The sequence below is a fragment of the Pseudomonas sp. LH1G9 genome, assembly GCF_002949975.1.
In the GTDB taxonomy this organism is placed as follows: Bacteria; Pseudomonadota; Gammaproteobacteria; order Pseudomonadales; family Pseudomonadaceae; genus Aquipseudomonas; species Aquipseudomonas veronii.
Window position 1 is genome coordinate 3231450 of the sequence record NZ_CP026880.1, and the last position, 25824, is coordinate 3257273.

At 58.6% G+C, this 25824-nt stretch carries 23 protein-coding genes, 4 tRNA genes and 1 riboswitch; of the genes, 14 read left to right on the forward strand and 13 right to left on the reverse strand.

Annotation, left to right across the window (positions count from 1 at the left end; translation table 11 throughout):
• Positions 1-90 precede the first annotated feature (90 nt).
• On the forward strand, positions 91-1830 hold the full coding sequence (locus C5F70_RS14830) for a dipeptidase (protein WP_104903607.1): 1740 nt from the start codon (positions 91-93) through the stop codon (positions 1828-1830).
• 53 nt (positions 1831-1883) lie between these two features.
• Here C5F70_RS14830 and C5F70_RS14835 read toward each other — a convergent pair whose 3' ends face one another.
• Together C5F70_RS14835 and C5F70_RS14840 are read right to left on the reverse strand one after the other, a co-directional pair.
• On the reverse strand, positions 1884-3389 hold the full coding sequence (locus tag C5F70_RS14835) for an acetyl-CoA hydrolase/transferase family protein (protein WP_017846821.1): 1506 nt from the start codon (positions 3387-3389) through the stop codon (positions 1884-1886).
• A 43-nt stretch (positions 3390-3432) separates the two neighbouring features.
• Positions 3433-5211 carry an acyl-CoA dehydrogenase gene (locus C5F70_RS14840; RefSeq protein WP_046491118.1) on the reverse strand — a complete coding sequence of 593 codons (1779 nt, stop codon included), beginning with the start codon at positions 5209-5211 and terminating at the stop codon, positions 3433-3435.
• Between the two features lie 259 nt (positions 5212-5470).
• Between C5F70_RS14840 and C5F70_RS14845 the strand changes: the two genes are divergently transcribed.
• Entirely contained in the window at positions 5471-6490 is a 1020-nt protein-coding gene (locus C5F70_RS14845; RefSeq protein WP_104903609.1) for an AraC family transcriptional regulator, read from the forward strand.
• A gap of 1 nt (position 6491) precedes the next feature.
• On the opposite strand, the gene C5F70_RS14850 is transcribed toward C5F70_RS14845, so the two are convergent.
• Positions 6492-7538 (reverse strand): AraC family transcriptional regulator, encoded by a 1047-nt coding sequence (locus C5F70_RS14850; protein WP_017846818.1) that lies wholly within the window; start codon positions 7536-7538, stop codon positions 6492-6494.
• Between the two features lie 161 nt (positions 7539-7699).
• Between C5F70_RS14850 and C5F70_RS14855 the strand changes: the two genes are divergently transcribed.
• Entirely contained in the window at positions 7700-8551 is an 852-nt protein-coding gene (locus C5F70_RS14855; RefSeq protein WP_017846817.1) for a 3-hydroxybutyryl-CoA dehydrogenase, read from the forward strand.
• Positions 8544-9158 (forward strand): TetR/AcrR family transcriptional regulator, encoded by a 615-nt coding sequence (locus C5F70_RS14860; protein ID WP_017846816.1) that lies wholly within the window; start codon positions 8544-8546, stop codon positions 9156-9158. The genes C5F70_RS14855 and C5F70_RS14860 overlap by 8 nt, the downstream gene beginning before the upstream one ends.
• A gap of 6 nt (positions 9159-9164) precedes the next feature.
• Here C5F70_RS14860 and C5F70_RS14865 read toward each other — a convergent pair whose 3' ends face one another.
• Entirely contained in the window at positions 9165-9800 is a 636-nt protein-coding gene (locus C5F70_RS14865) for a response regulator transcription factor (RefSeq protein ID WP_017846815.1), read from the reverse strand.
• A gap of 16 nt (positions 9801-9816) precedes the next feature.
• The gene (locus tag C5F70_RS14870) at positions 9817-11316 is read right to left on the reverse strand and encodes an ATP-binding protein (RefSeq protein WP_104903610.1); all 1500 of its coding nucleotides are present in this window, start codon (positions 11314-11316) and stop codon (positions 9817-9819) included.
• Positions 11317-11577: 261 nt separating this feature from the next.
• On the opposite strand from C5F70_RS14870, the gene C5F70_RS14875 reads away from it, so the two are divergent.
• The 3 genes from C5F70_RS14875 to C5F70_RS14885 all read left to right on the forward strand — a co-directional run bounded on the left by C5F70_RS14875 (position 11578) and on the right by C5F70_RS14885 (position 17322).
• Positions 11578-13200, forward strand: a complete 1623-nt coding sequence (locus tag C5F70_RS14875; protein ID WP_017846813.1) for an acyl-CoA synthetase — start codon at positions 11578-11580, stop codon at positions 13198-13200.
• Between the two features lie 887 nt (positions 13201-14087).
• Positions 14088-16820: a cation-transporting P-type ATPase gene (locus C5F70_RS14880; RefSeq protein ID WP_017846812.1), complete on the forward strand. Its 2733-nt coding sequence runs from the start codon at positions 14088-14090 to the stop codon at positions 16818-16820.
• Positions 16821-16887: 67 nt separating this feature from the next.
• On the forward strand, positions 16888-17322 hold the full coding sequence (locus C5F70_RS14885; protein WP_104903611.1) for a universal stress protein: 435 nt from the start codon (positions 16888-16890) through the stop codon (positions 17320-17322).
• Between the two features lie 217 nt (positions 17323-17539).
• Here C5F70_RS14885 and ppa read toward each other — a convergent pair whose 3' ends face one another.
• From ppa to crcB, 3 genes are read right to left on the reverse strand one after another with little or no spacing between them, the layout of a single operon-like run.
• Positions 17540-18070, reverse strand: a complete 531-nt coding sequence (gene ppa, locus C5F70_RS14890; protein ID WP_017846811.1) for an inorganic diphosphatase — start codon at positions 18068-18070, stop codon at positions 17540-17542.
• Between the two features lie 2 nt (positions 18071-18072).
• Complete coding sequence (locus tag C5F70_RS14895; protein WP_017846810.1) at positions 18073-18426, reverse strand: DUF190 domain-containing protein; 354 nt, start codon at positions 18424-18426, stop codon at positions 18073-18075.
• Between the two features lie 10 nt (positions 18427-18436).
• Complete coding sequence (gene crcB / locus C5F70_RS14900; protein ID WP_017846809.1) at positions 18437-18820, reverse strand: fluoride efflux transporter CrcB; 384 nt, start codon at positions 18818-18820, stop codon at positions 18437-18439.
• Positions 18821-18958: 138 nt separating this feature from the next.
• A riboswitch (Fluoride riboswitch) is annotated at positions 18959-19020 on the reverse strand.
• A 356-nt stretch (positions 19021-19376) separates the two neighbouring features.
• On the opposite strand from crcB, the gene C5F70_RS14905 reads away from it, so the two are divergent.
• Complete coding sequence (locus C5F70_RS14905; RefSeq protein ID WP_017846808.1) at positions 19377-19664, forward strand: hypothetical protein; 288 nt, start codon at positions 19377-19379, stop codon at positions 19662-19664.
• Positions 19665-19730: 66 nt separating this feature from the next.
• Here the strand turns inward: C5F70_RS14905 and C5F70_RS14910 are convergent, their stop codons facing one another.
• Positions 19731-21359 carry a hybrid sensor histidine kinase/response regulator gene (locus C5F70_RS14910; RefSeq protein WP_017846807.1) on the reverse strand — a complete coding sequence of 543 codons (1629 nt, stop codon included), beginning with the start codon at positions 21357-21359 and terminating at the stop codon, positions 19731-19733.
• A 113-nt stretch (positions 21360-21472) separates the two neighbouring features.
• On the opposite strand from C5F70_RS14910, the gene C5F70_RS14915 reads away from it, so the two are divergent.
• The 4 genes from C5F70_RS14915 (at position 21473) to C5F70_RS14930 (ending at position 23214) form a co-directional block, all read left to right on the forward strand.
• Positions 21473-22075 (forward strand): response regulator transcription factor, encoded by a 603-nt coding sequence (locus tag C5F70_RS14915; RefSeq protein WP_046482598.1) that lies wholly within the window; start codon positions 21473-21475, stop codon positions 22073-22075.
• Positions 22076-22261: 186 nt separating this feature from the next.
• Positions 22262-22612: an RAQPRD family integrative conjugative element protein gene (locus C5F70_RS14920; protein WP_104903612.1), complete on the forward strand. Its 351-nt coding sequence runs from the start codon at positions 22262-22264 to the stop codon at positions 22610-22612.
• Positions 22609-22842 carry a TIGR03758 family integrating conjugative element protein gene (locus tag C5F70_RS14925; protein ID WP_104903613.1) on the forward strand — a complete coding sequence of 78 codons (234 nt, stop codon included), beginning with the start codon at positions 22609-22611 and terminating at the stop codon, positions 22840-22842. Before C5F70_RS14920 ends, C5F70_RS14925 begins: the two co-directional genes overlap by 4 nt.
• 54 nt (positions 22843-22896) lie before the next feature.
• A complete protein-coding gene (locus C5F70_RS14930) occupies positions 22897-23214 on the forward strand; it encodes a TIGR03745 family integrating conjugative element membrane protein (protein ID WP_232925703.1) in 318 nt (105 codons plus the stop codon).
• 122 nt (positions 23215-23336) lie between these two features.
• On the opposite strand, the gene C5F70_RS14935 is transcribed toward C5F70_RS14930, so the two are convergent.
• The 4 genes from C5F70_RS14935 to C5F70_RS14950 all read right to left on the reverse strand — a co-directional run bounded on the left by C5F70_RS14935 (position 23337) and on the right by C5F70_RS14950 (position 23749).
• A tRNA-Gly gene (locus C5F70_RS14935) sits at positions 23337-23412 on the reverse strand.
• 3 nt (positions 23413-23415) lie between these two features.
• Positions 23416-23491 (reverse strand) — tRNA-Glu (locus C5F70_RS14940).
• Positions 23492-23595: 104 nt separating this feature from the next.
• A tRNA-Gly gene (locus C5F70_RS14945) sits at positions 23596-23671 on the reverse strand.
• Positions 23672-23673: 2 nt separating this feature from the next.
• Positions 23674-23749 (reverse strand) — tRNA-Glu (locus tag C5F70_RS14950).
• Between the two features lie 357 nt (positions 23750-24106).
• Between C5F70_RS14950 and C5F70_RS14955 the strand changes: the two genes are divergently transcribed.
• Together C5F70_RS14955 and C5F70_RS14960 are read left to right on the forward strand one after the other, a co-directional pair.
• Positions 24107-24877, forward strand: a complete 771-nt coding sequence (locus tag C5F70_RS14955) for a hypothetical protein (RefSeq protein WP_026139998.1) — start codon at positions 24107-24109, stop codon at positions 24875-24877.
• Positions 24878-24994: 117 nt separating this feature from the next.
• On the forward strand, positions 24995-25807 hold the full coding sequence (locus tag C5F70_RS14960) for an alpha/beta fold hydrolase (protein WP_104903615.1): 813 nt from the start codon (positions 24995-24997) through the stop codon (positions 25805-25807).
• Positions 25808-25824 lie beyond the last annotated feature (17 nt).

The window sequence follows — 25824 nt, forward strand, 5'->3', positions numbered from 1 at the left end:
TCATTCCCTGTGGTGGTAGTGTGTGGAAATATTTCTGACTTAATGATCAGAAATCTCCCACTCACTACCAGCAAAGGAATGCGTCCCGCCATGTACTTTCCACTCAAGCAATTGGCTGTCGCCAGCGTGTTCGCCGCGAGCCTTTCGACCCTCGTCAGCCCGGCTTTCGCCAATATCACCCCACAGCAGAGCACGGCGATTCTGAAGGACTTCAGCGCAACCTCGATCACTGACTTCAACGGTTTCCTCGGCACCCTGGCCCAGGGCGAGCTGGGCAAAACCAGCGATACGGGGCCGGCGATCAGCGCCTTTCTCGAGCACAAACCCCTGAGCGCCGAGCAACAGAACAAAATCAATCGCCTGCTGGGCATTTATGCGCGGCTGAAATACGCCAAGGCCGCCACCGAGACCCTGCGCGAGCTGGTGGAAATTCCGACGTTCAACGTCGACGGCGTGCCGCAGTACAAAAACCCGCAATTCCTCAAGATCGCCGACAAGCTGCAGGGCCTGGCGAAATCCTTCAACCTGAACTTCCGTAACATCGATAACCGCGTGTACGAAATCTCCCTGGAAGGCAGCGGCGATGAAGTGGTGGGCATCCATGCGCATGCGGATGTGGTGCCGGTGACGCCGGAAAACTGGGTGTTGAAAGATGGCACCCGGCTCGATCCGTTCAAGGTCACGCTGATTGGCGACCGCATGTACGGTCGCGGGACTGAAGACGACAAAAATGGCATCGTGGTGGCGATGTACGCCATGAAGGTGATCAAGGAAGAAAAGCTGCCGCTGGCGCGCACGTTCAAGCTGCTGGTGGACACCACCGAGGAAACCTCCGGCGACGCGATCCCCTATTACTTCGAACGCAACCCGACGCCGCCGTACAACCTGGCGCTGGATGGCGGCTACCCGGTGGTCATTGCCGAAAAAGGCTACGGCACGATCATGGCCACCTTCCCACGCCGCACAGGCGAAGGCAAAGGCGCAGAGATCATCGCCATGACCGGCGGCAAGGCCACCAACCAGATTCCCTCGGCGTCGGTCGCCACGTTGCTCAGCGACAAACCCGCCGAGTTGGCGGCCAGCCTGCAAGAGGCCGGTACGCAATACGCCGAGCGCAATGGCGGTGACTTCCAGGTGAGCGCCAAGGTGGTCGGCAAACAGGTGCAGTTGACGGTCACCGGGGTCTCGGCGCATTCGTCCGAACCGGAATCCGGGGTGAACCCGGTCGCGCGCATGCTGGAGCTGATCCACAGCGTCGATGGCAAGATCGCCCTCAAGCACAACCACATCACCGACGCGGCGCGTTATGCCGCCGACAATTGGGGCCTGGATTACCTGGGCGGCAAATTGGGCGTGGGCTTCGCCGATGACTTCATGGGCCCGCTGACCACCTCGCTGACGTTTGTCGACCTCGATGACAAGAGCTTCAAGCTGGCGGTGAACCTGCGCGTGCCCAAGGGTCAGTCGCCGGAGAAACTCAAAGCGCAAATTGCCGACAAGCTCAGCGCCTGGGACAAGAAAACCAAGGTCAACGTGAACTTCACCTACTCGATCGCCGAACCGATGTACCGCAACCCGGAAGGTGAGTGGGTCAAGGCCTTGTTGGCGGTGGCCACGGAAAACCTGGGCATGAAACACGCGTTCGGCACCTCGGCCGGCGCCACCTCCGTGCATGAACTGCCCAACGGCGTGCAGTTCGGCCTGGCACGCCCGGAAGAGAAGTACACCGGGCACACCGACAATGAGTTCAAGACGGTCGAACAGTTCCTCCTCGACCTGCAGATCGTCACCGAAATGATGGCGCGGGTCGGTCAGTTACCGCAGCTCTGAATGCGGCAGGAGCCCGCCGCAATGGCGGGCTTTTTTCAGTTGGCGCAGACACCCTAGACGCTGACGGCGGCCGCCTGCATCGAACCGGTTTCCTGCAGGTTGATGTGCCAGCTCAAGGCCTTGCTCAACACATGCGGCGTATGCCCACCTTTGGCGCACGCGGCCTTGAAGTAGCTGCGCAACGCCTCGCGATAATCCGGGTGTACGCAGTGGTTGATGATCAACTCGGCCCGTTCTTTCGGCGCCAGGCCGCGCAGGTCGGCCAGCCCTTGCTCAGTCACCAGGATATCGACGTCGTGCTCGGTGTGGTCGACATGGCTGACCATCGGCACCACGCGGGAAATCGCACCGTCCTTGGCGATCGACTTGGTCACGAAAATCGACAGCAGCGCATTGCGGGCGAAGTCTCCCGAACCGCCGATGCCATTCATGATCTGCGTGCCACAAACGTGGGTGGAATTGACGTTTCCGTACAGGTCGAACTCCAGCGCGGTGTTGATGGCAATCACGCCTAAGCGTCGAATCACTTCCGGGTGATTGGAGATTTCCTGGGGCCGCAACACCAGGCGGTCGGCGTATTTTCCCAGGTTGCCGAACACCCGCTGGCCGCAGGGGCCGGACAAGGTAATCGAACAGCCGGAGGCAAACTTCAGCTTGCCCGCGTCGAGCAACTCGAAGGTCGAATCCTGCAACACCTCCGAGTACTGCACCAGGTCGGTGAACGGCGCATCGATCAGCCCGCACATGACGGCGTTGGCAATGGAGCCGACGCCGACCTGCAACGGCGCCAGGCTTCTGCCCAAGCGTTTGTGCTCCACTTCCTGTTCGAAAAAAGCCACCAGATGGTCGGCAATCGCCTGGGTTTCATGATCGGGCGGCAGCATCGGAATCGCAGATTCCGGCGTGTCGCAGAGCACGATGGCGACGATCTTGGCAGGGTCAATTTCGATGGCCTGGGTGCCGATGCGATCATCCGCGCGGATGACCGGAATCGGCCCGCGGCCAGGGCGCCCGTGGGGCAGGAAAATATCGTGCATCCCTTCGAAATAGGGGCTGCTGGCCAGGTTCAGCTCAACGATGACCTGCCGTGCCGTCTGGGCGAAACTGGCCGAATTGCCGACCGAAGACGTCGGCACGATATGGCCCTGCTCAGTGATCGCCACCGCTTCAATCACCGCAATATCCGGATTGGGCAGGCTGCCGTCACGCAGTTGTTCGACCACTTCGCTCAGGTGCTGGTCGATAAACACCACACGGCCTTCGTTGATCGCCTTGCGCAGCACCGGGTCGCCTTGAAACGGCATGCGCCGCGCCAGCAGCCCGGCCTCGGCCATCTGCCCATCCAGGCCACGACCGAGGCTCGCGCCGGTGATCAGGTTGATCTTGAGCGGATCCTGCCGCGCTCGTTCGATGAGCGCCAGCGGCACGGCCTTGGCGTCCCCTGCGCCACCGAAACCACTCATGCCCACGGTCATGCCGTCTTGAATGAACGCGGCGGCCTGCGCCGCGCTCATGATTTTTTCGTGCAAGGAATCCAGGCGGATGCGCTGGTGATGCATGGGGTGAACCTCAAAAAAGTTAGGCACAAAAACCAACGCGCTGTCAGAACTGTTCTTCATCCAACGCCATGATGCTCGCGCTCCCAGCGCTGACCGCCGCCAACAATGCGTGTACCCGCGGCAACAATTGCTCCGCGTAGAAGCGTGCGCTGACGCCCTTGGCCTTGAGGAAGGCCGCATCGCCCGTGCCGGCTTCCAACTGCGCATGCGCCTGCAGGGCAGAACGCGCCATGAGCCAGCCGCCCGACAGGTAGCCGAAGAGCATCAGGAAGTTGACGCTGACACTGCCGGCCCAATCCGCATCGTGCTTGGCGTTGTCGAGTAACCGCGACAAGGCCTCGCGCCCGGCGCCGAGCGCAGCGGCCAGTGCCACGGCCTGATAGTCGAGGGCATCGATGTGACGCAGTTGCTCGACGGTTTCATCCATTTCCTCGAGCAGGCTGTTCAGTAACGCGCCTTGGTTCAGCAGGGTCTTGCGCCCCACCAGGTCGAGCGCCTGAATGCCGGTGGTGCCTTCATAAATGGTCAGGATGCGCGCATCGCGATAATGCTGCGCCGCGCCGGTCTCTTCGATGAAGCCCATGCCGCCGTGGATTTGCACGCCGAGGGAGGTGACTTCCTGGGCCAGTTCGGTCAGCCAGCCTTTGACGATCGGGGTAAACACATCGACCCGCCCCTGGTGATGGCGCGCCAGTTCCGGCGTGGGCGCATGCGCGGCACGGTCGACTTCAGCGGCGGCCACCAGCGACAACGCGCGCATCGCTTCGATGGACGCTTTCATCTGCAACAGCATCCGGCGCACATCGGGAAAGTGGATGATCGAGAAACGGCTGCCATCCTTGCGCGTGCCCTGCAGACGGTCCTTGGCGTATTGACGGGCCTGCTGGTAAGCGCGCTCGGCAATCGACAGCCCCTGCAGGCCGACACTCTGGCGGGCGTGGTTCATCATGGTGAACATGCAGGCCAGGCCCATGTGCGGCTCGCCAAGCAGATAACCGACGGCCCCTTCGGGATCGCCGAAATTCATCACGCAGGTCGGGCTGCCATGAATGCCCAGTTTGTGTTCCAGGGAGATGCACTGCACGCGGTTGCGCACACCCGGCTGGCCCTGGGCATCGAGCAGGAACTTGGGCACCACGAACAGAGAAATGCCTTTGACGCCCGCCGGCGCATCCGGCAAGCGTGCCAGGACCAAATGCACGACGTTGTCGGTCATCTGGTGATCGCCCCAGGTGATGAAAATCTTCTGCCCGGTGATCAGATAGTGGTCGCCCTCGGGCACGGCGCGGCTCTTGATGGCCGCCAGATCGGAGCCGGCATCCGGCTCGGTCAGGTTCATCGTCCCGGTCCACTCGCCGCTCACCAGTTTTTCCAGGTAGGCGCCTTGCAGTTCGGCCGAGCCGTGATGGGCGATGGCTTCGATGGCGCCCTGGGTCAACATGGGGCACAAGGCGAACGCCATATTGGCTGAGTGCCAGATCTCATTGACGGCCGTGCCGATCACGTTCGGCAGGTTCTGCCCGCCGTGTTGCTCCGCAGCGGTCAACGAGGGCCAGCCGCCTTCCTGGAATTGCCGATACGCCTCGGCAAAACCCGGTGCCTCTTGCACACCCTGTTCCCCCAGGTGCGTACCTTGGGTATCACCGACCCGGTTGAGCGGCGCCAGCACGCCGGAGCCCAAGCGGCCTGCCTCGCTCAAGATGGCGCTGACCAACTCGCTGTTGACATCCTGAAGCTGGGCGCTCGCGCACAACTGCTCAAATCCGACCAGTTCCTCCAGCACGAATTCGGTGTCGCGGTACGGATGGGCATAACCACTCATTGTTACTTTCCTCATTCACTCGTTAGACAGGCCGCTACACCCTTCGCCCGCTACCCCATGCCGAGTAATTGACCAAAACGGCCATTACCTTAAAAACCCGGGTCGGTAGCAAGCAGGGACGAAGCCAGCAGCGCAAAGCTCTATTCAGCTTCCTCCGATCCAGCCCCGCGTGGCAATTACCAAATCAGTCGAAAAACAGACATAAACGGACAGTCACTTTTGGCTAAACTAACCTCCCCTGCTGCCGGACTCCTGAACGATGGGCATCGAGCGTTATTCCATCTCCATGTACTTCGCCCACATCCTGATGACGGCTGCGCGCCGCCTCGCGCTGGACGAAGAGGTACTGCTCAAGGAAGCCGGCATCAGCCGCAAGCGCCTGGACAACCTGCACCTGCGCATCACCCCCGACCAGTTCAGTCGCTTGATGCAGGCCGTGTGGCGCTTGAGTGATGATGAGTTTTTCGGCGCAGGTTCACAGCGCTGCCCGAAGGGCTGCTTCGCGATAATGGCCAAGCAAGTGATCCACTCGCACAACCTGCATTCGGTGTATTACAAGCTCAGCCATTTCTACAACGTGATGAACGACTCCCTGCACCTGGAACTGAAAGTCGTCGGTGATGAGGCCATGTTTTCCATGACCTTGAGCGACCCGAGCCTGGACCCCGGTTACCTGTTGAGGGGTTTTTTACTCTTGCTCTGGCATCGTTTCCCCAGTTGGCTGATCGGCCAGCGGATCACGCTCAAGCGGGTGACGTTCGACCATCCCGAGCCTGCCCATTCAGCGGAATACCGCTTGATGTTTCCGTGCCCCACGCATTTTGACCAACCCGAGACCTGCCTGGTGTTCGACGCCCGAATGCTCACCGCGCCGCTGGTACAAACCGCGGAAACCCTGGCCTACCACCTGCAGCGCGCACCGGTGGACTGGTTCACCCGCCCCGCCTATTACCCGGTTTACACGCGACGGGTGCTGGACCACCTGGAGAACGTCGGCGATCTCGCCAAGGCCACCATCCAAAGCACCGCCAGTGAGCTGCACCTGACGGAAAGAACACTGCGGCGCAAGCTGCTGGCCGAAGGCAGCAAGTTCCAGAAACTCAAGGACGGGGTACGCCGCGACATGGCCATTCATTACTTGAGCCAGACGTCGATGTCGATCAACCAGACCTCGCAACAGCTGGGGTTCTCGGACCCATCGGCGTTCACCCGGGCCTTTCGCCAATGGACCGGCGAGTTACCCAGGACTTACCGCGACGCGGCGCTCAACCGAAAATGACTCAGGCGCCCAGGCGCGCAGGCCGCGACACTTTGCCCTGGACCCGCTCGCGGTAACGCCCCGGGCTTTCGCCGGTCCACTTCTTGAACGCACGATGGAATGCGCTGGGTTCCTGAAAACCGCATTGCGCGGCGATTTCACCGATGCTGGCGCGCGTCTGGCAGAGCAGTTCCAGCGCCAGGCTGCGGCGCACTTCGTCCTTGATCTCCTGAAACGAGCAACCTTCGCGCTCCAATCGCCGGCGCAAGGTGCTGGGGCTCATGTGCAAATCCACGGCCAGATCCTCCAGCGCCGGCCACTGGCTGTAGTGGCTGCCACGCAGGCGTTGGTAGACCTGGGTCGCCATGCCGTCCTGGTTGCGAAAGCGGATCACCAGCCATTGCGGCGCGCTGCGCAGAAACACCTTGAGCGACGCCAGGTCCTGCACCACGGCCAGACGCAGGTAGCTGCTGGCGAACTCGATTTCGGTGCGGGCCGCGCCAAACGTCAGGTTGTAGCCCCACAGCAATTGATCGTCGCTGAGCGGCGCACGCACATGGCGAAAGTCGGCGCGATCGATGGGCACGCGGCGTCCGCCCAGCCAGCACAGCAGGCTGATCATCAGCACCAGGAAGGTTTCCTCACCGTAACGCCGGGTGTCCTCATCACCGCCGCCGACTTCCAGGCTGAGTACCGCGCGCTTGCCATGCACGCTGAGGCTGCCGCGAAAATCGCGCAGGAACAGGGCGAAACTGGCCAGGCACTGGGTGAGCGCCTTGCCCAGGTTCGGCTCCTGGATCAGGCCACGGCAGATCAGGGCGAAACTGCCCGGCGGCATGCCGTGGGAGTCCAGGCGGAAGAACTCGTCGTTCAACTCCCGAATCTGAATCAGCCATAACGCCGCAAACGCGCTGGCCGGCACCCGGGCCTCGGGCTGGGTCAGCAACGCTGGCGCGATGCCCGCTTCGCACAGCACCGCGGCGAGCCGCTCGGGCTGATCGCGCAGTGCATGGATCATGACCTGCACGAAGTAGACGGCAACCGAATCCTTTTCCCGGGTGGGCATCATTCTGAGTTCCTGTAGCGGACACATGGTAAGAAACGCCAATACAACTGACAGGTTTCGGCATAGGCCGCCACATTGTCGGGCCCTAGACTCTCGCCCAATGGACCGTATTGCAAGGCATGTCTGCCGTGCGACGGCAGCGCACAATTGAAGAGAGACTGACGATGAATCTGCAGAATATCGGCGTGATCGGCGCGGGCACCATGGGTAACGGCATCGCCCAGATCTGCGCCGTGGCCGGCATCAACGTGACCTTGCTGGACATTTCCGCCGGCGCCCTGGAAAAAGCCCTGGCCACCGTGGGCAAGAACCTCGATCGCCAAGTCAGCAAGGGCATCCTCAGCGAACCCCAGAAGCATACGGCGCTGGGCAAGATCCGCACCAGCACCGACTACGCCAGCCTGGCGAATGCCCAATGGGTCATCGAGGCCGCCACGGAAAACCTCGAACTGAAGCGACGCGTGCTGCAACAGATCGCCGCTCACGTCGATGAGCAATGCGTGATTGCCTCCAATACGTCTTCGCTGTCCATCACCGAACTGGCGGCCGGCGTTAACGCCCCCGAGCGCTTTATCGGCCTGCATTTTTTCAACCCGGTGCCGGTGATGGGCCTGATCGAAGTGATCCGTGGCCTGCAGACCAGCGACACGACCCACGCCCAGGCCATCGAGCTGGCGCAGCACCTGGGCAAGACTGCGATCACCGCCGGCAACCGCCCGGGTTTCGTGGTCAACCGGATTCTGGTGCCGATGATCAACGAAGCGATCCTGGTGTTCCAGGAAGGCCTGGCCAGCGCCGAAGACATCGACGCCGGCATGTGCCTGGGCTGCAACCAGCCGATCGGCCCGCTGGCCCTGGCCGACCTGATCGGCCTGGACACCTTGCTGGCGATCCTCGAAGCGTTCTACGAGGGCTTCCAGGACAGCAAATACCGCAGCGCGCCGCTGCTCAAGGAAATGGTGGCCGCCGGTTACCTGGGGCGCAAGACCGGGCGCGGCTTCCATACCTATGGCTGAGTATCGCTCGCGCTTGTGCGAACACCGCAACAAGGCCCTGGAGTTGCTCGCCAGTAAAGGCTTCGGTCAAGTCGGCATGCGCGAGCTGGCCAGCAGCCTGGGGTTGACCCCGGGCTCGCTGTACCACCACTACCCCAGCAAGCAGCACCTGCTGCTGGATTGGATCGAAGAGTTCTACGAAGAACTGCTGACCACCCTGGGGCGCGTCGAGCAACGGCCGCGCTCACGCCAGGACAACCTGCAACGGCTGATCCACGCCCACCTGAATTTGCATCGAGAGATGCCATGGCACTTCCGCCTGGTGGAGCGTGATTGCGGCTGCCTCACGGAAGACCAGCAACTGCGGGTCCGGCAGTTGCGCGAACAATACGAGCGCCGACTGCTGCAAATGCTCGGGCGACCGCGGCGGCTGAGTGTCCACGCCCTGCAAGCGGCCGGCCACGCGATCGCCACGCTGCTGAACAATGCGCCGAGCTGGCTGGCCGGGCAGGCGCTGGATGATGCCGAACGCACCGAGTTACTGGAAAACCTGCTGACCGGCGCCATCGAGCGCGTGCTGGCAACAAGGGCCAGCGACCGGCCGAGTCTGCAGATTGCCGTGGCCTGAGGCCTATCAGCGCAATTGCAGGGGGTCCACCAGACCGGCGGCAATCGCCATCCCCACCAGCTCCGGCAAATGGCTGGCCGCCATGCGCTTCATGACCCGCGCGCGATACAGATCGATGGTCTTGACGCTGACGCCCAACTGCTCGGCGATTTCGCGGTTGGTATAACCCTGCACCAACGGCAGCAATACATCGCGCTCGCGTGGCGTGAGTTGCTGCAGCCGCGCCTGTACCCGCGCCGGCCCTTCACCGAGGCTCTGGCGATGATCGGCCTTGCTCAGGGCCTGCAGGACACTGTCCAGCAGCAACTGTTCGTTGTAGGGCTTCTCGATAAAGTCATGCGCCCCGGCCTTGAACGCGCGGACCACAATCGGCACATCGGCGTGGCCGCTGACGAAAATCACCGGCAGGTGCAAATCACGGCTGCGCATGTGCTCCTGAACATTCAGGCCGCCCATGCCCGGCATGCGCACATCCAGCAGCACACAGGCGTTGAGGCGGCTGTCGCAGGCGTCGAGAAACTCGCGGCCACTGGTAAACGGCAGCGCCTTGAGGCCCACCGACTCCAGCAACCAGACGGTCGAGTCGAGCATCCCCTGGTCGTCATCCACCACATACACCACCTGTTCCGTCACGCTCACCATCGCTTGATTCCTCTTCTTATTGTGGAGCGCCGCTCTGCGCGAGCGTGGGCAAGCGGCAGCACATTTGCAGCCCGACCGGCATCGGTTCGGCCTGCAACTCGCCACCGAAGCCTTCGATAATGCTGCGGCTCATGGACAAGCCCAGGCCCAGGCCATTGACCTTGCTGGTATAGAACGGCGTGAATATCTGTTCCAACTGCGCCGGCGAGACACCGGGGCCCTGATCGCTCACGTCGATCTGCACCCACCCGTCACGCTGCGCCAAGGCACTCATGACGATGAGCGAGGGTTGGCCGGGATGGGCTTCGCGATTCGCCTCGATGGCATTGCGCAGCAGGTTCAGCAGCACCTGTTCCAGCAACACCCGGTCGGCGTAAATCAGCGGCAGATTATCCGGCAGGCGATCCTCGATCGTCACCTGACAATCGCTGGCCTCCCAGGCACACAGGCGCACTGCTTCGCGGGCGACCTCGCCGGGGTTCAGCGCCTCCATGCGGCGACGGCCCTTGCGCAGAAACGCACGCAAGCGCTTGATCACTTGCGCGGCGTGATTGGCATGCACCGAGATCCGTTCCAGACCTTGAGCCACCCGTTCGGCCGCCGGCGAATCGCTGCCCATCGCGGCCAGATAACGCTGGCTGGCGTTGGCGTAATTGACCACCGCCGCCAGCGGCTGATTCATTTCATGGGCGATACCCGATGCCAGTTCACCCAGGGTCACCACGCGCGCGGTGTGCGCCAGTTCGTCCTGATGATGGCGTTGCTGGGCCTCGCGCAGCTCGCGTTCGGTCAGGGTGGTTTCCTCGGCCTGGACCCTGGCAGTGATGTCGCGGGACACGCTGACCACCTCCACCACCGCGCCGGTGTAGGTCTCGCGGATCGCCCGGCAGGCGGTTTCGAACCACAGGTAATGGCCCTGGCGATGGCGGATGCGATAGGTCATGGTGTAATAACCGTCCTGCTCCAGGCCCTCCCGGGCGCGCCGCACCAACCCCGCCAAGCCCTGCCGATGGAACAGGCGCTGTGCCCGAGTCCCGCGCAATTCCCCCGGCCAATAGCCCAACAAGGCCCAGGAAGCCGGTGAAGCGTCGAGAAAAGCGCCATCCGGGGTGTGCCGGGAAATCAGGTCGGTGGTGTTTTCGATGATCAGCCGATACAGGCGCCGCGCCTTGGTGGATTCGCGCTCGGCGACAATCTGCGCGCTGGCTTCCCGGCAGCGCGCCAGCACACGGTTTTCACCCGGGTCGGGAATGAACGTCCACACCAGAATGCGCTCGGCGAACTGTGCCTCGACGTTTTCGATCGCCCGCTGCTGCCCCAGGCACGCCTGCACCAGCGGCAAGCAATTGATCGGCAACAGGCTCATACAATCGACCGGGGACAACTGCTCAAGCAACGCCAGCAGCGCGGCGTTGAACTCCAGCGGCCGAGCCTGGGCATCGAGCAGCAGACTCGGCTGCGGGTCATGCCTGAGCAGCGGCGAACCGCCTGTCAAGCGCACGGAGTTGCCGATCATCATAGAGCCTATACAGGGAGGGGAACGTCGAGGTTAGCGGAAGCGTTTCATCAAGATATAGTACATATACTATACAACACAGGTAGTACTTCCATATATCTGCGCGGACAGTATATAAAAGCCGCCGGAGAAGTCATTGAGCTTTTCCCGCAGGGACCGGCGTGCCAACGATAAAGCCTCAAGGCCGGCACCGTCAGCTTAACTGCCGTTACCAGCGTCTCGAACAATAGAGCTAATAATCAGCCACCGGGTATCCGCACCATGTCCATTTTCGACCAAGGCCTCGAGCCGACCAGCGTTAATCACATTGCTCTTTCGCCTTTAAGCTTCATTGAACGCACTGCCAGCGTTTATCCCGATTACCCTGCCGTGATCCACGGATCAATACGCGCCACCTGGGCGCAAACCTACAGCCGTTGCCGGCGCCTGGCCTCGGCCCTGGCCGGTCGCGGGATCGGCAAAAACGACACCGTGGCCGTCATGCTGCCCAACATCCCGGCCATGCTCGAAGCGCATTTTGGCGTGCCGATGATTGGCGCGGTACTCAATGCCCTCAACGTGCGCCTGGATGCCGAGGCCATCGCCTTCATGCTCGCGCACGGCGAAGCCAAGGTACTGATCGCCGACCGTGAGTTCCACGATGTGGTGCACGCGGCCATCGGCATGCTTGACCATCCGCCGCTGGTCATCGATGTCGACGACCCGGAATACGGCGAAGGCCAGCCGGTCAGCGACCTGGACTACGAGGCGTTTCTCGCCGAAGGCGATCCGGATTTCGCCTGGCAGTGGCCTGCAGACGAATGGCAAGCCATCTCGCTGAACTACACCTCGGGCACGACCGGCAACCCCAAGGGCGTGGTCTACCACCACCGCGGGGCCTACCTGAACTCCCTGGGCAACCAAATGATCTGGGCGATCGGCAACCACCCGGTGTACCTGTGGACGCTGCCGATGTTCCACTGCAACGGTTGGTGCTACCCATGGATCATCACGGCCTTGGCCGGGGTCCATGTGTTCCTGCGCCGCGTCGACCCACAGAGAATCCTCAACCTGATCCGCGAGCATCAGGTCACCCACTTGTGTGGCGCGCCAATCGTGCTCAACGCCCTGGTGAACATGCCCGACTCGGCCAAGGCTGCCATCGACCACCCGGTGAACGCGATGGTCGCCGGCGCGGCGCCACCCGCCAAGGTCATCGGCGCTGTGGAAGAAATGGGCATCAAGGTAATCCACGTCTACGGCCTGACCGAAGTGTACGGCCCGGTGACCCTGTGCGCCTGGCACTCGGAATGGGATGAGTTGCCCCTGGAAGAACGCGCCCAGATCAAGGCGCGCCAGGGTGTGCGCTACCCGACCCTGGAAGGCGTGATGGTCGCCGACCCGAAAACCCTCGAACCCACCCCCCATGATGGCCACACCATCGGTGAGATTTTCATGCGGGGCAACACGGTGATGAAAGGCTATCTGAAGAACCCGACGGCAACCGCCGAAGCGTTCGAAGGCGGCTGGTTCCACACCGGCGACCTGGCGGTGACCCATCCTGACGGCTACGTCGAAATCCGCGACCGGCTCAAGGACATCATCATCTCCGGCGGCGAGAACATCTCCACCATCGAACTCGAAGGTGTGCTGTACCGCCACCCGGCAATCCTCGAAGCCGCGGTCGTCGCCCGCCCCGATGAAAAATGGGGTGAAACGCCGTGCGCCTTCGTCACCCTCAAGGCCGACCACCAGAACGTCCGCGAAGCCGACATCATCAGCTTCTGTCGCGAACACCTGGCGGGCTTCAAGGTGCCACGCACGGTAGTGTTCACACAGCTGCCGAAGACGTCGACAGGCAAGATCCAGAAGTTCATGCTGCGTGACATGGCGAAAAAGCTCTAGGCCGTTTCCATCAAGCCCGAACGCTGCGCGCACACGCTCGTGTCCGATTGAACGGCATGGACGCTAGCTGACGGGATTGATGCAGCCAACCTCAAACCGATGCCCTCCTCTATGGAGGGCATTGTTTTTTGTGCAGGCGCGGTTGAGGTGTGTCGGATAGCCCGAAGCGCTCAAGCCACCCTCAGCAGATGCAATATTTGATTTATCGCAGAAACGAAAAAAGACGCCGAAGCGTCTTTTTTTCGCTGACTCCCAGGCCCGATGGACACTGCGAATCAAAAATTGGAGCGGGAAACGAGACTCGCACCTGGTGTCCGACCCATTGAAATTTAAGGGTTCTATTTCCCCCCTTAAATAGTAAAAGACTCAATTCTGGAATTGTTTTTGGGGTGTATCAAGGGCCAAGGCGGAGGTGATTCCGCGAACGACCACCCAGTCCCAGCTCCGAGCCATTTGCCTGACATTAGTGGCGACTAAATAGTCCTAGCCGATGGCTGGACTTAAATTGGGCGCACCAATATGCGAGGTTTAACAAGGCAAAATATAAATATTGCAGAAGCTGCATGCCATATACTGAATAAACTGAGTTTTTGCAAAAATCAGCAGTAGTATTTATATTTATCCGTTTTTGCTACGAGCTATGTTTAGGTGTCTGCACCACTATATGAAAATCTGGAAATCTAAATTTTCCAGCAAAACATTTTGATACACTACTTGGCACTAATAATTTGATTTATATCAATGATTGCCAACCTGTTGTTTGCGTTACATCTATAGTTCCTGTCAGTTAGATGGAAGATAGGATGTAAGAGCGGAAAACTATTACGCTCGCTCATGACCACCTCAGCCCGTTTCAGTCGAGCTGTGTGCACAGGAGATGATTATTGATGACGCAGGTGGTCGATGCAGCAGCTGAGCAAACACCAATCTCCCCGCATTCTGTGGCCTGGCACTCCTTGCCTGCAAAGGAGGTGACGAACCTGCTTGAGGTTAATGAGCATGTCGGGCTGGAGGCCGCCGAAGTTCAAGCCCGGCTTGACCGCACTGGTTTCAATCGTTTGCCAGAAATAGCACGGCGACCCGCGTGGCTGCGATTCATGCTGCAATTTCACAACATTCTGATTTATGTGCTTCTAGGATCCGCTGCGATTACCGCGATGCTGCAACATCTGTGGGATACGGTAGTGATTCTGGCTGTGGTCATTGCAAACGCAATCATTGGCTACATCCAGGAAGGCAAAGCGGAAAAAGCCATGGATGCTATCCGGCAGATGCTGGCACCGCACGCCGCCGTGATTCGCGCAGGCGAACGCTTAAGTGTTGTGGGTGAGGAACTGGTACCGGGCGATATCGTATTGCTGGAGGCGGGAGACAAAGTCCCTGCTGATTTACGTCTGCTGCACGCAAACAGACTACAGATTCAAGAAGCCATTCTTACCGGTGAATCCATACCAGTAGAAAAACATACCGAACCTGTGGGGCTTGAAGCCGCCCTGGGTGATCGTACATGCATGGCATTCAGCGGCACCCTCGTAACTTGCGGGCAAGCAACAGGGGTTGTCGTTGCGACCGCAGCAGCAGCTGAAATCGGACGCATCAGCACTCTACTTGCAGGTGTAGAAACGCTGACCACCCCGCTGGTGCAGCAAATGAACGTGTTTGCCCGTTGGCTGACGATATTGATCTTGTTAGTCGGCGGCCTTTTGCTCGTGTTTGGCCATTATGTTGGGCACTACGAGTTCACCGAGATCTTCATGGTCGTGGTGGGGATGTCGGTAGCGGCGATACCTGAAGGGCTGCCCGCCGTCCTTACCATCACGCTGGCTGTCGGCGTTCGGGCAATGGCTCGCCGCAACGCCATCGTGCGTCGCCTGCCTGCCATCGAGACGCTCGGCTCGGTATCCGTCATCTGTACTGACAAGACCGGGACACTCACCCGCAACGAAATGATGGTGGCATCGGTCGTCACGAGCGATCTCATCTTCACGGTCGAGGGCGCTGGTTATCAGCCAGCGGGAAGCATCAGTCTTTCAGATCAGCCAGTCGACATATCAACTCACCCTGCGTTGGCAGAACTGGGGCGAGCAGCTGGCCTGTGCAACGATGCGGTGCTGCGCCTGCATGACGATTTATGGAAGGTAGAGGGTGACCCGATGGAGGGAGCCTTGCTGGCATTTTCCGGAAAGACCGGTATTGATAGCGATGAAGATCATCAGGCCTGGCCCCGCACCGATGCCATTCCGTTTGACGCGAAACATCGCTTCATGGCGACCTTGCATCACAACCATGATCGACATGCCTCTATCTATGTGAAGGGCGCGCCAGAGCAAATACTGGCCATGAGCACACAGCAGCTCGTAAACGCTGGCGGGACTGAACCGCTCAATGCGGACTACTGGCACGAACAGGCAAACGCCATTGCTGCCAAGGGGCAACGTGTATTGGCATTTGCAGTTAGATCAGTTCCTCCCGAGCACACCGTGTTGGAGTTTGGCGACGTACAAGGAAGGTTAACCCTGCTGGGCATGGTCGGACTGATTGACCCGCCTAGACCCGAGACGATAAAAGCAGTTCAACAATGCCAAGCAGCAGGCATTGTCGTAAAAATGATCACTGGCGATCACGGCGGTACCGCAGCCGCTATCGGTCGGCAGATTGGCCTGCAAAATCCCGACAGTGTGTTGACCGGCGTAGACCTAGACGCCATGAACGATGCCGCTCTCAAGGAGGCGGTAAAGCACGTCAATATTTTTGCGCGCACCAGCCCTGAACATAAGCTCAGGCTGGTAATGCTGCTGCAATCCAATGGCATGACAGTGGCCATGACCGGCGATGGCGTGAACGATGCACCCGCGCTGAAGCGTGCCGATGCGGGTATCGCCATGGGAGGAAAAGGCAGTGAAGCCGCCAAGGAAGCCGCAGACCTGGTGCTGGCCGACGACAACTTCGCATCCATCGTGGCGGCAGTGCGCGAAGGGCGGACAGTCTACGACAACATCAAGAAAGTGCTGAGCTGGACGCTGCCGACCAACGCGGGGGAGACCATGACTATCATTGTGGCCCTGCTGCTCGGTCTTACACTGCCGGTCACGGCGATACAGATTCTATGGATTAATCTCATAACCGCAGTAACGCTCGGCATCGCATTGGCATTCGAGCCCACCGAAGAGAACACCATGCGCAGACCACCTCGTTCGCGCAAGGAGCCACTCATAAGCGGTGCGTTGGTTTGGCATATGGTGCTTGTTTCTATTCTGTTCCTCTGTGGTGTTTACGGCATTTTTTCGTATGCGCTCGACCGTGGCTACTCCGTGGAGTTGGCCCGAACCATCGCGGTGAATACGCTAGTCGTGATGGAAATATTCCATCTGTTCTTCATTCGTAATCTCTACAGCACATCGCTTTCCTGGAAGGGCATTCGTGGCACCAAGGTCGTGTGGATGATCGTCGCAGTGGTGACCTTGGCCCAGTTCGCCATTACCTACGCGCCACCTCTGCAAAAGGTGTTTGCCACAGAAGCGATCCCCTTCCTTGATGGCCTCCTGATCATCGGCGTTGGTGTTGCGCTCTTTGCGATCATCGAGATTGAAAAACAGATTCGAATCCGCCTGTCCGAGTAAAACTGATTGCAAGCTGGCAATCCCCTAACGCCAAGCATCTTCATGCCACTGAAAGAGGATTTAGAAAATGCATAAAATACTTGTAGCTGTCGATGGTTCCGAGCATTCAGAGCGCGCGGTGCGTTACCTTATTGCGCTGATCCAAGATGGCGGATTACTGGGCGGTAGTGTTGAGGTGCATCTGGTGAATGTGCAGCCACTTTTACCAACTCGAATTGCCCACGACATGGGCGAGAATGAGGTTGATCGTTACTACGGTGATAAAAGTGCTGAGGACTCACAAAAAGCTGGGGGGCTTCTGAAGCAGGAAGGGATTGCATTTACACTTCATACGTTACAAGGCGATGCAGCAAGCCAAATCGTGGCGTGCTCACACTCTTTAGGATGTGACAGCATCATCCTAGGCTCACATGGCAATGGCTTTCTTGCAGGGATTTTTCTGGGCTCTGTCGCGGCAAAGGTGATTCAGCTCTCAGATATACCAATCACCTTAGTCAAATAGGAGATCGTCAAATGCTTGATAGCACGACCCCATAAGTGGGTGATCAAAGGTCGATGCTCTGGAAAGGCTTTGATTGAGTTGAGTCATGCGCAACATAAGCCATCCACTTTTCCATGCGTGTGGTTCCCTCGACATTTGATGTTCCGAACGACTGAGAGGCAAATCACTTGCCCCTCAGTTCCTACTCCCGGCTGATGAATTCAATCTGGAGTGAAACCTACTTGGGGGTATACGCAGCTACCGACTTGCGAATCTCTTCCCGCGCCTCATCTGCGCTTCCCCAACGGCCCATCTTCACCCACTTACCCGGTTCCAATGTTTTGTAGTTTTCGAAGAAATGCTGAATCTGTGCGAGTAGTAGCGCGGGAAGGTCTGAACACTCTTTCACGTCGCTGTACATAGAACTCAGTTTGTCATGAGGCACAGCGATCACTTTGGCATCGGCTCCGGCCTCGTCCGTCATGTACATCACACCAACCGGGCGACTACGAATGACAACACCAGGCGATACCGGGTAAGGGCAAATCACCAGAACGTCCAAAGGATCGCCGTCATCGCTCAACGTATTTGGAATGAACCCATAGTTGGCAGGATAGAACATCGGCGTACTCAGGAAGCGGTCAACGAAGATCTGTCCGCTTGGCTTGTCCACCTCATACTTGATCGGCAAGTGGTTTGCAGGAATCTCGATAACGGTGAAGAAGTCATCGGGAATGGCGTTCCCTGCTGGGATGTCCGCGTAGCTCATGTTCATAGCTCCGAAGTTGTGGAAGGGGCTGAACGGGAAGGCGTTTTTCCAAGAGTGCCCATCTCGATTGGCGTCTTCGTGAAAAACACCGATATTTCCTCAGAGTCCAGTCGTTTGAACAATCGTTCGGCCTCATCTTCCGTGATTGCCAAGCGAATCTCCGTGGGTTGATCCGCCAGCTCAAAAAAATGTGATGAATGCAGTTTCCCGGTGTGCCCAAACCCTTCGATTCCAGTGCAGAGCGTGGCGCCGCGTAACCCCATTTCTTTAGCCACGTCGACTATCCATTCGCCTAGCATTTTTCCCTGATAACGACGGTTTTGTTGGGTGAAGAAAACGACCATATAGCCTTTCATTTCTATCTCCTCAGCGAGTACCAATCATTTGGTAGGACAGAAGCCCGGCAGCGGTCATCGCCAACGAACCTAAGACGTGCAATGAAATTGAGCCGAGCGCCCAGAGCAGCCTGCCTTCCTGAATCAAGGCAACCGTTTCGGCTGAAAATGTAGAAAAGGTGGTAAGCCCGCCACAGAAACCCGTGATGATCAGAAGACGCCACTCTGGACTAAGGGTAGGAGATGCGGCCAAGAAGGCTATGGCCAAACCGATGATGTAACCCCCAACCATGTTCGCGACCACAGTGCCTGGAGGAATCGTAGGGAATAGGGCATTCAGCTTCATCCCCAATAGCCAACGCAACCAGGCTCCAAGTGAAGCACCCACGGCAATGACGATTAATGACTTCAGCATGGAGAGTCCTCCTCATCAGACCTGAGTGGACTAAATGGCAAGCGGCTCGCGCTGAAAGAAAAGGGAAACTTGAAGGGTAAGATCATAGCCTGTCCTAGATTGGAGGACAGGGAGACGCACCTACGTCCCCTGTCCAGGGTTCACGTAGGCATCATTAGCACGAAGGCGGTTAAAGGAGGAATGCCATCTCCTGTTTTGATCCTATAGCATCAGCGCCAATGACATCAAGAGCAGCTGCATGCGGTCCGCGAGATAGATCTAAACCAAGAGCTTCTACAACAGAGTGAATTAGAGCTGCCGCAGTTTACTCGGATAGCAAATAGCCATTAGCCCATTCGCCCTAATTGCCACCACCTTCGCTTAACACTAACCTTTTCCAGCATTCAAACCGGTCCGACTCGGAAGCAACCGCGTGTTGTGGGCCCGGCTTAACAACATTGAAACGCTTTGCAAGTCGGCCTACAGGACTGCCCTGCGGCTTTCAATACTGCAAATAAAGGACCGGCCGCTGCCGGGAAACCCTCGAAACACTCAACATATATATAAGAAGGTTCATATGAAGTTGTCTTACACAGTTACTGCCCTCACTGTACTCGCCACTTTGGTTGTCGGTCTAACCGGCTGCCAGGTCATCAAGCCAACAGAGAACGACCTTAAGAGTCGAGCACAAAATACTATCGGCAAGCCAATTACCAACATCTCAAACGTACGAAGTGATTTCAACACCACCTACTTCACAGCTAAAACCGCCACCGGGGAATACGCATGTGAACTCCCGAGCGGCCCTGGGGTTGCCCTCGGCTCCATGGGCATGGGGCTAGGCGCCCAGTGCACCAAACAATAATTACGTAAACATCCCTCCTTGGCCGCCCCCCTCCCCCCAACAAGAAGAGAACTCGACTGGCGAGACCTACTGTTCAGTAGTTCGTGCATTCAGTGGTTTCTGACCGAGCTCTCTCAATGTAGCCCGCAACTCAGTTGGGCGGACGGGTTTGGAAAGGATGGCGATCTGACGTTCCCGCAACTGCTGCTGGATCGTCTCTATATCATGCCCGCTGAGAATCAACGCCGGCACCGCCCAACCACGCTGTTGGCGTAGATGGTCTATGCACTCGATGCCAGTGGCGTGGTTGCCCAAGTCATAGTCAGCGATGATGACATCACAATCACTGGAGAGGTTCAGCCCAGTCAATTCCGCTTGTACCGTACACCCCCAACGCTGCAGCAGCGCCTGAGTGGCCAGTAACACGTTGTGATCATCCTCCACCAGACAGACTTTCAATCCTGTCAACAGCCCTGCCTGGTGAACGTCTTCCTGAAGACTGAGGTTTCGTGGCGGCGTCGCGAGGGGGAAACCAGACAAGCAGACTGATGTCCCATGACCCAACCGCGAGCGGATAGCAACGTCAAGAGCCATCAACTGCCCCAGACGCCTGACGATGGAAAGGCCCAGTCCGACACCTTCAACGTCCTTGTCTCGCTCACGACGGACGCGATAAAACTCTTCGAATACTTTTGGCAGGTGTTCCTTTTCAATCCCCTGCCCCTGATCGTGAACCACGATCGCAAGCCCATCACCGCACTTACGCACACCGATCAGTACAGGCCGCTGGGCACCGTATTTGAAGCAATTGGAAAGTATATTTTGAACCATCGTTGTGAGAAGTGCAGGGTCTGCCCGGACCCAATGGGAGGAAGGCCGCAGATGCAACTCAACACCCGCCCAGCGCGCAGCCTCGACATTCTGGCGCACAAGATCGGCCAGGAAGTCCCCCAGGTGCAAGGTCTGATACTTGGGTAGCACACGGCTATTGTCCAACGTGTAGAGATCGAGAATCGAGCGAAAGAGTTGCGATACATTGAGTAGCGAGCGGTCGATACTGTCCACCAAACGTCGCTCTTCATCGCCCAAGCATGCTTCGCGCAGGCATGCGGTGAATAGACCAATAGAATGGATCGGTTGGCGCAAGTCATGGCTGGCCTGGGCCAGGAACCGCGATTTCTCCAGGTTAGCGGCAACGGCTTCTTCCGAAGCTTTACGAGTACGTTCCAACAAGAGGTGGGCATAAACCGGTATCACCGTGCTGGTGATCATCAGCATCAGCACCATGAATGGCTGCGCCTGCCACGAAGGAGTCAACCAGTAAACAATCAACAATGCCAGTAACGCCAACCCAGTCGCAATTGCAAGGTAGCGCGAACCATAGCGCATACCGTTGCCCAGGTTGACCCAGACCATCACCGCATAAAGCGGTAACGCAGCTTCTGCGCCGACTACCAGACCGAATGAGGTCCCGGTGTAATCGTGAACCATCCCCAATATTCGCCGTGCCGGGTAGTGCCCAGGCCAATGAGCAATGACAAAGCGAAAGCCTATGGAAGCCAACAGAAACACTAAGTAATAAAGGATTATGGGCAAATAAGCATCCACCCTATGCCCGGGCAAAAAGCCCAGCATACTGATATATCCAATGGCGCAGGCAGACACAATGACGCGTAAATTGGCCTGGTCAAGTTCGGTGTTCTTCTCGAACGTCATGGGAAACATCCTTACGGTATAACCGATGTAAAAATGATAGGTGCTACACGCAATCAACCGGCGCGGCGCTACAGCGGTCCCTAAAAGAAAACTGACTCAGGGTAGAGCACGATATGCCATGCAGAATCATTATTGCCGACGATCATCCTATGTTTCGCGAGGGCATGTTGCGCACTGTCCAGCGACTACTTCCCGAGGCAACGGTGGAGCAAGCCGGTGACTTTGAGACTGTAAAGGCGCTGATCAAAACAGGCGAGGAAGTTGACACGCTGATTCTCGACTTGCGTTTTCCAGGCTTGACCTGCATGAGTCACTTGAGTGAGCTGAGACAGCAGTTGCGGCGCACCACGTTAATCGTGGTGTCAATGGTCGATGATCCATCGTTGATCGAACAGATTATGGCGTTAGGTATCGACGGATTTATCGGCAAAAACATCGCCCCGGACGAGATCGGACAGGCACTACTGGCTATCAGAGAAGGCGATGTTCTCGTCAAGTTTTCGCCATCGGGCCTGCTGCCGTTGCAGACCACTGCTCTCACAGCCCGCCAGCATGAAGTATTGCACCTGATCGCAAAAGGCAAGACCAATAAAGAAATCGCAACGGAATTACAGATATCTCCCTTTACAGTGCGTATTCATGTGGCGTCGCTGTTACGTTGCTTGAACGTGCCATCACGGGCAGCGGCAGTGGCGAAGTATTCGGGAATCGGTTGAAGGGCAGATTAAAAATACACCAGATTCAAACTAGACATCTTCTTTCGTCTCAATTTCGGATAACTCCGTCAGATGTTTCCCCAATGCCCTGCCGTAAAGCGGTGACGAGCCAATCCCCATTGATTGAGGCGAGCATTGAGCAGCCGTCGCACCATCAGGCCATTCGTACTCACGAGGTCTGATTCGATGGATAGGGTAGCCCCCACATTCAGCTTGCTACGCTCCGGGATGGTTGCCCTGATCATCGGCATCAGCAGCAGTGCCGCTCCGGTCATGGCATCTGAACACGCTTTTGAACGCGAGCAACTGGCCCTGCTGACCCGTCAACTGGACCAAATCAATCGCCATGTCGAAGACCTATCAGCTCAGCCCACACAAGTTCGGGATCGCTACCACTTCGACTACCCACGCCTACGTGAAGACCTCCAGCGAGTACGTGCTGGAGTTCAGGACTACCTGACTCCACAGCGCGCCCAGCCACGCGCCCCAACGCCGATGCTCGGTGACTACCGCGACGAGCAGGAGCCCTCGCCATGACTGCCGCCCAACAGGCCGCCTTCCAGGCCCACGGCGGATTTACGCCCGCGCGGATGGCGACCTTGTTGCTGTCGGGGGTGTTTGCCGTGCTGTTGCTGTGGGGCGCCTGGGCAATTCGTACCGCCTACACCGGTTGGGCCGAACAGCGTCTGGGCTCGTGGCAGGTTGTCGGGGTGGTCATGCGTTTTGTCGCGCTGTACCTGGTGTTGACGTTTTTTCTTCTGTCCTGATCCGAGGGAGCTGCCGTGATGAACCATCATTTTTCATATGGTCTTCGTAGCCGGATGCTGGTGCTGCTGATGGGCGCTCCGGCATTGGCCGTTGCGCAGGGCCGTCTGCCCACGCTGGAGGATCCGTCCCGCGGTGTCGGCAGCGGCATTCTGCAAACCCTGCAGAACTACAGCGACGACATCATCCTGCTGATCGCCCTGTTGGTGGTGGCCTCAATGCTTATCGGGGTCTGCTATCACGCCTACACGCGCTATTCGGAGATCCACACCGGGCGCGCGACCTGGGGCCAGTTTGGGTTGACCGTCGCAGTCGGTGCGATCTTGCTGGTGGTGGGCATCTGGTTACTGACCAAGGCCACCGGGATCTCGTGATTTCTGGACTAAAAAAGTCCGGATACCGGTGGTTTTCGACAGATCACCGGAAACGAAAAAAGACGCCGAAGCGTCTTTTTTTCGCTGATTCCCAGGTCCGATAGACACTGCGAATCAAAAATTGGAGCGGGAAACGAGACTCGAACTCGCGACCCCGACCTTGGCAAGGTCGTGCTCTACCAACTGAGCTATTCCCGCAAATGGCGTCCCCTAGGGGACTCGAACCCCTGTTACCGCCGTGAAAGGGCGGTGTCCTAGGCCACTAGACGAAGGGGACACGCTACTGAAACACATGGTGTGTATTTCAGTGCCCAGAGGCCTCGTCCGAAGACTTGGTCCTGGTTTCACTCAATGCCGCCCGAAGGCCACACTGCTTAAAAATGGAGCGGGAAACGAGACTCGAACTCGCGACCCCGACCTTGGCAAGGTCGTGCTCTACCAACTGAGCTATTCCCGCATTGGCGTCCCCTAGGGGACTCGAACCCCTGTTACCGCCGTGAAAGGGCGGTGTCCTAGGCCACTAGACGAAGGGGACACACGTACAACATTCACTCCCTGCCGCGTTTCGCTGTGTGCTTTACGCTGCAAGTGGCGCGCATTCTATGGATGGATTGAAAGGTCGTCAACCCCCCAGGATAAATTTATTTAAATCAATGACTTCGCCCCCGTTTCCAGACCCGTGCGGGCATTCTGCGCGTCCGTGCCTTGACGCCTATATTCTGGCGCCCGACAAGACGCTATAGTTCGCTCAGCAACTGATGGCATTGTGCATCTACGCAGGGAATGCTTACGTATATAGAAGAAACTACCTGGGCAACTGGTCGAACAGTCCTATCCGGCAGATGTCTCAGTCACTACACTCCACAGCAAACCCTATAAAGAGGTCGCACCGGTGACACCACTCATGATCACCCTGCTGGTAATAGCCGGGATCGTAATACTGATCGCCATTGGCTATATGAACCATGTGGTGGAAAACAACAAACTGGAAAAGCAACGCACCGTGATCGAGCTTAATGACCGGCTGCGTCGCTGTGGTGAAATCACCGAGACCTTCCCCGGCCAGTTGATGACTCCGGCACTCAAGCTGCTGCTGACCCGCCTGGAACTCAACGTCAACCAGCGCTTGCTGCACCTCAACAAGTCCAGCGCACCGCTCAAGGCGCGGATCGCCGAACTGAATGCGCTGGTGGCCCAGGGCGAATCGATCCCGGTCAACAACCCGCCCGGCCCGATCCAAACCGAAGCCAAGGCCAAGGACGTGCGCTTCCTGCTCGAAGCCCTGCACGGCCAGGTCACCCGCGCGGCCCAGGACGGTTTTCTGCCGGCCAATGAAGCCAAGCACTGGATCAGGGAGATTCGCCACATCCTGGTCCTGCTGCACATCGAGTTCTTTAACAACCTCGGCCAGCATGCCCTGCAACAGGACCAGCCGGGCCAGGCGCGCCTGGCCTTCGAGCGCGGCGTGCAGTACCTGCGCAAACAGCCTGAGCCGGCGATCTACAGAGAGCAACTGCAATTGCTGGAGAGTCAATTGGCGCGCGCCAACTCCACGGTGCTGACCAACAGCAAACCGGCGGAAGATGAAGTCAACGAACTGACCGAAGGCCTGAAAGTCGCCGACACCGACGCCGAGTGGAAGAAAAAAGTCATCTACGACTGACCTCCCCCACCCCATGTGGCGAGCGCTCCTCGCCACATGCCATCATTTAGCATCTATCCCCTCGCCGTCGACTCGCGTACAAAAGTCCCCCTCACTCCGTGAAGTTAGAGGCCCGCTATGCCTGTCGCCGTGATTGATGGACAACCGCTGCACTATGTTGACCAGGGCCGCGGCCCGGTCGTCCTGCTGGGTTCGAGTTACCTGTGGGACCGCGCCATGTGGGCACCGCAGATCGAAGCGCTGTCGCAGCAATACCGCGTGATCGTCCCCGAACTGTGGGGCCACGGCGAGTCCGGGCCGCTGCAGGCGCACACGCGCTCCCTGGACGACCTGGCGCGCCAGGCCCTGGCACTGCTCGACCAGTTGCAGATTGCCCAGGTCAATCTGGTGGGTTTGTCGGTCGGCGGCATGTGGGGCGCACGCCTGGCCCTGCTGGCACCCGAGCGGGTCAACAGCCTGGTGCTGATGGACACCTACCTCGGCGCCGAGCCCGAGGCCACGCGCCAGCACTACTTTTCGCTGTTCAAGATGATCGAAGACGCCGGCGCCATCCCCGAGCCGCTGCTGGATGTGGTCGCGCCGATCTTTTTCCGCCCGGGCATCGACCACGCATCGGCGCTGTACCAGGATTTCCGCAAAGTATTGCAGGGCTACCCCACGGCGCGCCTGCTGGACAGCATCGTGCCCCTGGGCCGGCTGATCTTCAGCCGCGCAGATGTGCTGGAGCAGTTGTCACGCCTGGACGCCGACACCACCCTGGTGCTGTGCGGCGAACAGGACACGCCTCGCCCACCCGCCGAGTCCGAGCAGATGGCCAGCCTGATCGGCTGCGGCCTGAGCCTGATTCCCGACGCCGGGCATATCTCCAGCCGTGAGAACCCGGACTTCGTCAATGAAGCGCTGCTGACCTTCCTCGCCAACCACGCCTGATCGCGCCCCGGCCCTTT

Excerpts from the sequence above, each read along its gene's own strand:
- C5F70_RS14830 (WP_104903607.1), top strand. The coding sequence starts at position 91 with ATGTACTTTCCACTCAAGCAATTGGCTGTCGCCAGCGTGTTCGCCGCG.
- C5F70_RS14835 (WP_017846821.1), bottom strand. The coding sequence starts at position 3,389 with ATGCATCACCAGCGCATCCGCCTGGATTCCTTGCACGAAAAAATCATG.
- C5F70_RS14840 (WP_046491118.1), bottom strand. The coding sequence starts at position 5,211 with ATGAGTGGTTATGCCCATCCGTACCGCGACACCGAATTCGTGCTGGAG.
- C5F70_RS14845 (WP_104903609.1), top strand. The coding sequence starts at position 5,471 with ATGGGCATCGAGCGTTATTCCATCTCCATGTACTTCGCCCACATCCTG.
- C5F70_RS14850 (WP_017846818.1), bottom strand. The coding sequence starts at position 7,538 with ATGATGCCCACCCGGGAAAAGGATTCGGTTGCCGTCTACTTCGTGCAG.
- C5F70_RS14855 (WP_017846817.1), top strand. The coding sequence starts at position 7,700 with ATGAATCTGCAGAATATCGGCGTGATCGGCGCGGGCACCATGGGTAAC.
- C5F70_RS14860 (WP_017846816.1), top strand. The coding sequence starts at position 8,544 with ATGGCTGAGTATCGCTCGCGCTTGTGCGAACACCGCAACAAGGCCCTG.
- C5F70_RS14865 (WP_017846815.1), bottom strand. The coding sequence starts at position 9,800 with ATGGTGAGCGTGACGGAACAGGTGGTGTATGTGGTGGATGACGACCAG.
- C5F70_RS14870 (WP_104903610.1), bottom strand. The coding sequence starts at position 11,316 with ATGATCGGCAACTCCGTGCGCTTGACAGGCGGTTCGCCGCTGCTCAGG.
- C5F70_RS14875 (WP_017846813.1), top strand. The coding sequence starts at position 11,578 with ATGTCCATTTTCGACCAAGGCCTCGAGCCGACCAGCGTTAATCACATT.
- C5F70_RS14880 (WP_017846812.1), top strand. The coding sequence starts at position 14,088 with ATGACGCAGGTGGTCGATGCAGCAGCTGAGCAAACACCAATCTCCCCG.
- C5F70_RS14885 (WP_104903611.1), top strand. The coding sequence starts at position 16,888 with ATGCATAAAATACTTGTAGCTGTCGATGGTTCCGAGCATTCAGAGCGC.
- ppa (WP_017846811.1), bottom strand. The coding sequence starts at position 18,070 with ATGAGCTACGCGGACATCCCAGCAGGGAACGCCATTCCCGATGACTTC.
- C5F70_RS14895 (WP_017846810.1), bottom strand. The coding sequence starts at position 18,426 with ATGAAAGGCTATATGGTCGTTTTCTTCACCCAACAAAACCGTCGTTAT.
- crcB (WP_017846809.1), bottom strand. The coding sequence starts at position 18,820 with ATGCTGAAGTCATTAATCGTCATTGCCGTGGGTGCTTCACTTGGAGCC.
- C5F70_RS14905 (WP_017846808.1), top strand. The coding sequence starts at position 19,377 with ATGAAGTTGTCTTACACAGTTACTGCCCTCACTGTACTCGCCACTTTG.
- C5F70_RS14910 (WP_017846807.1), bottom strand. The coding sequence starts at position 21,359 with ATGACGTTCGAGAAGAACACCGAACTTGACCAGGCCAATTTACGCGTC.
- C5F70_RS14915 (WP_046482598.1), top strand. The coding sequence starts at position 21,473 with ATGCCATGCAGAATCATTATTGCCGACGATCATCCTATGTTTCGCGAG.
- C5F70_RS14920 (WP_104903612.1), top strand. The coding sequence starts at position 22,262 with ATGGATAGGGTAGCCCCCACATTCAGCTTGCTACGCTCCGGGATGGTT.
- C5F70_RS14925 (WP_104903613.1), top strand. The coding sequence starts at position 22,609 with ATGACTGCCGCCCAACAGGCCGCCTTCCAGGCCCACGGCGGATTTACG.
- C5F70_RS14930 (WP_232925703.1), top strand. The coding sequence starts at position 22,897 with ATGCTGGTGCTGCTGATGGGCGCTCCGGCATTGGCCGTTGCGCAGGGC.
- C5F70_RS14960 (WP_104903615.1), top strand. The coding sequence starts at position 24,995 with ATGCCTGTCGCCGTGATTGATGGACAACCGCTGCACTATGTTGACCAG.